Genomic DNA, 6,165 nt, shown 5'->3' with positions numbered 1-6,165 from the left:
CCCCACCACACCCGACACGCCATCAGACACTCACACACTCAACAACGTGACAGCGCCCCGTCGCGGCTTGGTGCCTGCCCTGTGGTGGGAGGTTCAACTGAGAGCCCCACCGGTTGAGTCGAATGACGCCGGTGCGGAGCTTCCCGAAGGACGACTCCTCGCGGATCGCGGACCTGAAACGGTCGGACATCGACGAGAGCGGCGGCAAGTGGTACGACGTCGGAGCCGCGTGGAGCGGAGGCCCAGGCACCCCACTGGAGATGAAGCGATTTCCGGCCGATCAGCCGGAAATCGCACGCCCGACCATTACCGACCGCAAGAACCACCCGCAGTTGTGGGGCCGACCATGAAGAAGGAAAGGTGGCACAGACGTCCGGCCCGCCTGCGCGGCGCGTGGCGGACCTCGCCGACGCCTTGTGCGGTGGTGCCGGCTCGTGGTGCTCGCTGGTGGTGCGTGGTGCTGTGCTGTCGCGTCTAGGGCAGGGCCGGAGGCCGGGTCCTGCCCGTCCGCGCCGGTGACGGGGACGGGCAGGAGGCCCGCTCACCGCCCGGGCGGTGAGCGGGCCGGCCGGTCAGCGGAACCTGGTCAGTTCACCTCCAGGGTGACGTCGTCCACGACGAAGGAGGTCTGGAGGTACTCGTCCTCCACACCGGTGAACTTCAGGACGACCGTCTGGCCCGCGAACTCCCCGAGGTCGTGGGTCTTGTGCGCGTACCCGGTGGCGCTGTCCGTGTTCGACAAGGCGGCCAGCGTCTTCCCGCCCGCCGTCACCGTGAAGGTGTCGTAGGCGGTGGCCTCCGTCTCGGCGGTGTCGATGTGCACGTAGTACGAGAGCCGGGCCGAGGTGCAGCCGGCCGGGATGGTCACGCTCTGGGCGACGCTGTCGGTGTGCGGGGAGCCCCAGCCGTTCAGCCAGGCCGAGAACGAGCCGCCGTGCGGCGTCTGGCCCGGCTGATCGGTGATCACACCGGACGTGGTGGTCCAGGGCGAACCGCCGTTCTCGAAGCCGCCGTTGACGACCACCTGCGCCGGGGTGCAGCCGCCGCCGCTGCCGACGGTCAGGGTGTACGTGGTGCTGTGGCTAACGTTTCCGGCGGCGGCGACGTTCAGGCTGTACGTGCCCGGCGTCACCGTGGCGCCGACCTGGACGGAGAGGGTGGCCGCGTCGCCGGTGCGCACCGAGGACGGGCTCACCGCGGCGCTCACCCCGGCGGGCGCGCCGCTGACCGAAAGGCTCACGGTCTGGGCGGCGCCGCTGACCGTCGTGGTGTTCACCGTCGCGGTGGCGGTGCCGCCCGGCTCGGCTTTCCCGGCGGCCGGGCTGACGGCGACCGAGAAGTCCTGCGCCGGGGTGTTGCCGCCGACGGCCTGCTTCCAGATCGTGTAGGCCACGCCGTCGGCGCTGCGGTCCAGCACCGTGGCGTTGATGTTGTTCGTCGTGTCGCAGGCGCTGTGGTAGCAGGAGTCGTACGCGACGTTCGCCGAGCCACCCCACTTGGCCGCCTGCGCCGAGGTCTTGCGGGCGTTCGCCCCTGCCGCGTACCCGGAGGTCGCGATGCCTGCCTGCTGGAAGGAGTAGTCGTCGCTGCGGCCCTGGCCCTCGGTGTTCTCCTCGGGCGCCAGGCCGAGCGAGGTCCAGTACGCCTTCATCGGGGCGGCGGCGGCCGAGTTGACGTTGTTGATGAAGTAGCCGCCGTTGGTCGAGCCGACCATGTCGAAGTTGTAGTACGCCTTGATGGCCGTGCGCTCGGAGCCGGTGAGCCGGTTGACGTAGAACTTCGAGCCGTTGAGTCCCTGCTCCTCGTCGGTCCACCAGGCGAAGCGAACGTGCTTCGTCATGGTGGGGTTCTTCTGCGCCAGCACGAGCGCGTTCTCCAGCAGGGTCGCCGAGCCGGAGCCGTTGTCGTTGATGCCGGGTCCGGCCGAGACGCCGTCCAGGTGGGAACCGAACATGACCGTCTGGTCCGCGGGGCCGCCCGGCCAGTCGGCGATCAGGTTGTTCGACGGGTAGGTGCAGCTGGTGCAGTTCTGCTCGGTGACCGTGTAGCCGGCCGCCTGGAGCTTGGCCTTCGCATAGGACAGCGACTGGGTGTAACCGGTGCTTCCGGCCCGGCGGTTGCCGCCGTTGGCCGCGGCGATGGAGCCCAGCTCACCGAGGTGCGCACGGACGGCGGCCACGTCGATGTTCGGCGGGTCGGTGCCCGGCTGGGTACCGCCGACGTTGAGCGTGTAGTCGACGGTGTGCGACAGGCTCGCGCCCTGGCCCTTCACGACAACGGTCGTGGAACCGAGCGCGGCGTTGGCCGAGGCGGTCAGCGTCAGTGTCGAGGACTGGCCGGACTGCACGGTGGCGGGGGAGAACGAGGCGGTGACCCCGGACGGCAGCCCGGTGGCGCTCAGCGTGACCTGCTGGGCCTGCCCGGTGGTGGTGCTGGTGGTCACCGAGGCGCTGACCGAGGCACCCTGCTGGACGCTGCCGGAGGCCGGGTTGAGAGCCATCGAGAAGTCGTTGTTCTGGCCCGAGGGCGTACAGGCCGGGTCAGCGGTCTGGGCGGGCACGCTGATCGCGTCCCAGGCGGCCTTGGTCTTCGTGTGCAGGCCACAGGTGGCATCGAGCGCCTTGGCCGAACTCAGCGTCGCCGTACGGTACTTCTTGTACGACATGCTGCTGGTCTTGAGCAGCATGCCCCCGTAGAAGATCTTGCCGGCCGTGGTGATGCCCACACCGGTCAGCGTGCTGCCGTTGCAGGTGCTGCTGTTGGGCTTGCCGCCCCCGGGGCTGGTGCCCTCGGCGAGCAGATAGAACCAGTGGTTGAGCGGTCCCGCCGCCGCGTGCGTCTCGGTGCCGGGGATGGAGGAGCTGTAGCAAGCGGGGTCGTTGTTGACGGCCGGCGGGTTGTACATGTTGCGTATCGGTCCGCGGCCCTGGAGATCGACCATCTCGCCGACGGTGTAGTCCGGGACGTCGTACGGCGCGGGCTGGCCGGCGTAGGACTCGGTGAGCGCGCCGAAGATGTCGCCGGTGGCCTCGCCGAGACCGGACTCCTGGCCGCTCGTTCCGCCGGGGGTGTTGGTGTCGATGGCGTGCCCGTACTCGTGGGCCACCACGTCCACGCCGGCTATCCACTGGTTCGTGCTGTTGCGGCCGATGGTGACCTGGCTGCCGTCCCAGTAGGCGTTCAGCTCGTTCAGGCCGACCTTGCCGGGGAAGGAGCGGCCGTTGCCGCTGACGCCGTTGCGCCCCAGCCAGTCCTTGAGCATGTCCCACTGCTTCTGCGCGGCGAACATCAGGTCCACGCAGCCGGTTTCCTTGGAGGTGGGATTGCCGGTGCCCCAGGAGTCGGAGGACTTCGAGAAGACCTGGCCGGTGCTGTAGTCGGCACAGCTCAGCCCGGTACGGTTCGGATCACGCAGCGAGTAGGAGCCGCCCGACGCGGTGGTGTCGATGGTGAGCGGAGCGGGACCGTTCCACTTGCTGTTCCCGGTGCCGGCCACCACCTCGTCATGGGTGTCGAGGACCTTGCCGGTGCGCGCGTCCACATAGACGTGCAGCTTGCTGGGCGCGCTCCTGGTACGGCCGGCCACGACGGTCTCCCAGGCCAGTGCCTGCCGCCCGTCGGTGATCTTCACCACCAGCCGGCTGTCCACGACCTTGTCGACCCGAGCCAGTCTGGCGCGGGCGGCCGTCTCGGCGCGTCCGACGCTGATCCTCGGATCGGTGGCCACGTCCACCTGCTGGGCGCTGGCGGACCGCACCGCGCGGACATCGCCGTCGCCGTCGGCCAGCACCACCGCGTCACCGCCCACGACCGGCAGGCCGCGGTAGCTGCGCTCGTAGGCGACCGAGTAGAGGCCCTTCAGCCAGGGGGTGACCTGGCGCCGTTCGTACTGCTCCTGCGGCGCGTTGACCAGCGAGTCGAGGCCGCTGCCGACGGCCTTGTCGGCGGCCTCGACGGCTCGTGCGGCCGGATCGGCGGCAGCGGCGGTTCCGGTCTGGGTGGCGGCCGCGGCGGCCGTCTGCGTCACGACGCCGGCGAGGCCGGCCGTCAGTGACAGCGTGGCCGCGACGGCCGTGAGTCTGATGGATCGCACGGGTTCACTCCGAGAGGGGGGAGGACGGGCGGGGCAGCAGTGCGCTGCTGAGTATGGGCGTGAACATGGCAAAGGGGCCCATCTCTGCTGGCCATAAGGCGCGAGTATGGGGCGGGCCGAACCCGTCGGCGCCCGTCGGTCTCCCGCGGCGCGCGGGTGCGGCGGCACGGCGAGGCACGCGCAACGGTGCCGGTGGCTCGCCGCTCCACGGCGAATAAGCCTGTTGGACCTTCCCGACGGGGTGGAGCGAGGATCCCCGGTCCATCGCCATCTCTCCGAGCACGCCGGATTCCTCGCCCTGCCCGGCAACCGGACCGCGTTCGTGGACAACCGGGTGGGGGAACTGCTCGTCCTCGATCCCTACGGCCCCGACGCCGGCCACCCGCTGGTGCGGAGCACCGTGCCGGTGGCCACTCCCGCCGAACACCTGGCGGCCGACCCCACCGGCCGCCATCTCGCGGTCACCACCGGCCTCGGCCGCAACCACGAGGCATGGAGCGACCTGCTGACAGCCGTCGACCTGCGTGCACCGGAGGCCCGGCAGCCGTGCGCGTACGCACGCGCGGGGGCGAACCGGGAGTCACCGTCCTCGGCGGCCCGCATCCCCTGATCGTGCTGCGCCACCGGGAACCGGGCGAGATGCCGAGCTACCGGCACGGCGACCTGATGGCCTCCGCCGCCGCCTGCCCACCCGCCGAGGCCCACCACCGGGTCCCTCTCCCCGACGACGACGGCCACGGCGACGCGCACGACCCCGTGACCTGTGTACGAAGAGTGCAGCGAGCGGTCGCGGTGGCCGGGTCAGACGGAGCTGTCCGGCGGGGCGTCCTCAGCGGTGTGGCCGCCGGCGCCGAGGGCCCGCCGGGCTGCCGGGGGCGCGGTCGTGGAGGCCCCGAGGACGCCGCGGGCCCGGAGCCCGTCGAGGTCGGGGATCCGGACACCGGGTATCACGTCGAGGAGATCGGCCTGGGAGGCGCGGACACCGTGCGCGGGATCCTCCGGGCCGGGGGCCAAGCATGCGGCGGGCGGTCACCGGGCCATCGTAGGGACACCGCGTCTCCTGTGTCCGGGCCGGCAGGAACAAGCAACCGCAGGACCGCCCCGGCGGGGACGCCGCGCTCCTGGTGCCCAACGCGGTACGGCACCAGCGGCAGCGGACACCGCCACGGCACCCGGTTTCACAAACCGGCCCCGCCCCGAGGCTGTCCGCTGCCGGCCACACCTCTTCCGCGGCCCCGGTCACCCGATCGTCGGACGGCACCCGAAGACACCAGAGAGCCCAGCGCCCAGGACATAACCTGGCCACACTGCGGGTCCCGGCCAACCACCCGGACGGGACACCCGCGGTCACACCCCGGCGGCCGCACCACCTGCCCCCCGGCCGCCAGGAAACCCAACCGGCACCGCGGCGCCCCTGGTGCCCGCCGCCGTCCCCCATCCCGTAGACATGCCCGGGTGCTGAGAGTGGACGATCCGGCACGCTGGAGCAGTCCGGTCGTCCACTCCCCGTCATCCACGCTGGTCAGCCTCCGAACAGCCCCGGACGAACTTGGCGGCTTCGATCTCGCCGGGCGACGGCAGGACGAGCATGTCTACCGGCCTCCCATCATGAACAGGGCCGAGGCCGGGTGGGACAGACTCTTCGCCAGCTGCTCGCTGTCCGCCGTGACGGCCCGGAGCTCCGCGGCGGTCGTGGCCACCTCCGCCTTCGGGCCGCCCTGCTCCACCGTGACCCTGCCGAGGCCGCGGGCAGCCCCGCCGTCTCCCCCAACACCCGGTCCTCAGACTCCACCCTGCGATCAGACCGCGCCCACCGGCCTCACTACATAAGAACTCTCGAACCTGAGACAGCGTCACCCACCATGGGATAACGCCTCATGACAGCAAAATCTCTCACCTCATGACAGTGAAACCAGACGATCGACACCGCTCTGACCAGCAACAAGAACCCACGACAACAATCCCCGCCACTGGCCCTCACCACCACTGACACCAACCCGAGAGATCGCAGACGTGACACCGGCCGCGGCTGGTCGTTGAACCGGTCGAACGGCACTGCACAGAGAGACCCC

The 6,165-nt window shown here is 70.7% G+C and carries 3 protein-coding genes and 1 pseudogene; 2 read left to right on the top strand and 2 right to left on the bottom strand.

What is annotated here, in order from left to right:
• Nucleotides 1–131 precede the first annotated feature (131 nt).
• Nucleotides 132–350, top strand: a complete 219-nt coding sequence (locus A6A29_RS23040; protein WP_143197048.1) for a hypothetical protein — start codon at nucleotides 132–134, stop codon at nucleotides 348–350.
• 236 nt (nucleotides 351–586) lie between these two features.
• Here the strand turns inward: A6A29_RS23040 and A6A29_RS23035 are convergent, their stop codons facing one another.
• Nucleotides 587–4,093 (bottom strand): M28 family peptidase, encoded by a 3,507-nt coding sequence (locus A6A29_RS23035; RefSeq protein ID WP_385730448.1) that lies wholly within the window; start codon nucleotides 4,091–4,093, stop codon nucleotides 587–589.
• 214 nt (nucleotides 4,094–4,307) lie between these two features.
• Here A6A29_RS23035 and A6A29_RS23030 point away from each other — a divergent pair.
• Nucleotides 4,308–4,984: pseudogene (locus A6A29_RS23030) on the top strand (hypothetical protein); the annotation flags it as partial.
• On the opposite strand, the gene A6A29_RS45895 reads toward A6A29_RS23030, so the two are convergent.
• Nucleotides 4,895–5,107: a hypothetical protein gene (locus tag A6A29_RS45895; RefSeq protein ID WP_198953147.1), complete on the bottom strand. Its 213-nt coding sequence runs from the start codon at nucleotides 5,105–5,107 to the stop codon at nucleotides 4,895–4,897. The pseudogene A6A29_RS23030 and the gene A6A29_RS45895 overlap by 90 nt on opposite strands.
• Nucleotides 5,108–6,165: the final 1,058 nt, after the last annotated feature.

The sequence above is a fragment of the Streptomyces sp. TSRI0281 genome (genome assembly GCF_001905125.1).
GTDB lineage: Bacteria > Actinomycetota > Actinomycetes > Streptomycetales > Streptomycetaceae > Streptomyces.
The sequence above is the reverse complement of the archived record's forward strand: the minus strand, read 5'-3'. Positions and strand labels throughout refer to the sequence as shown.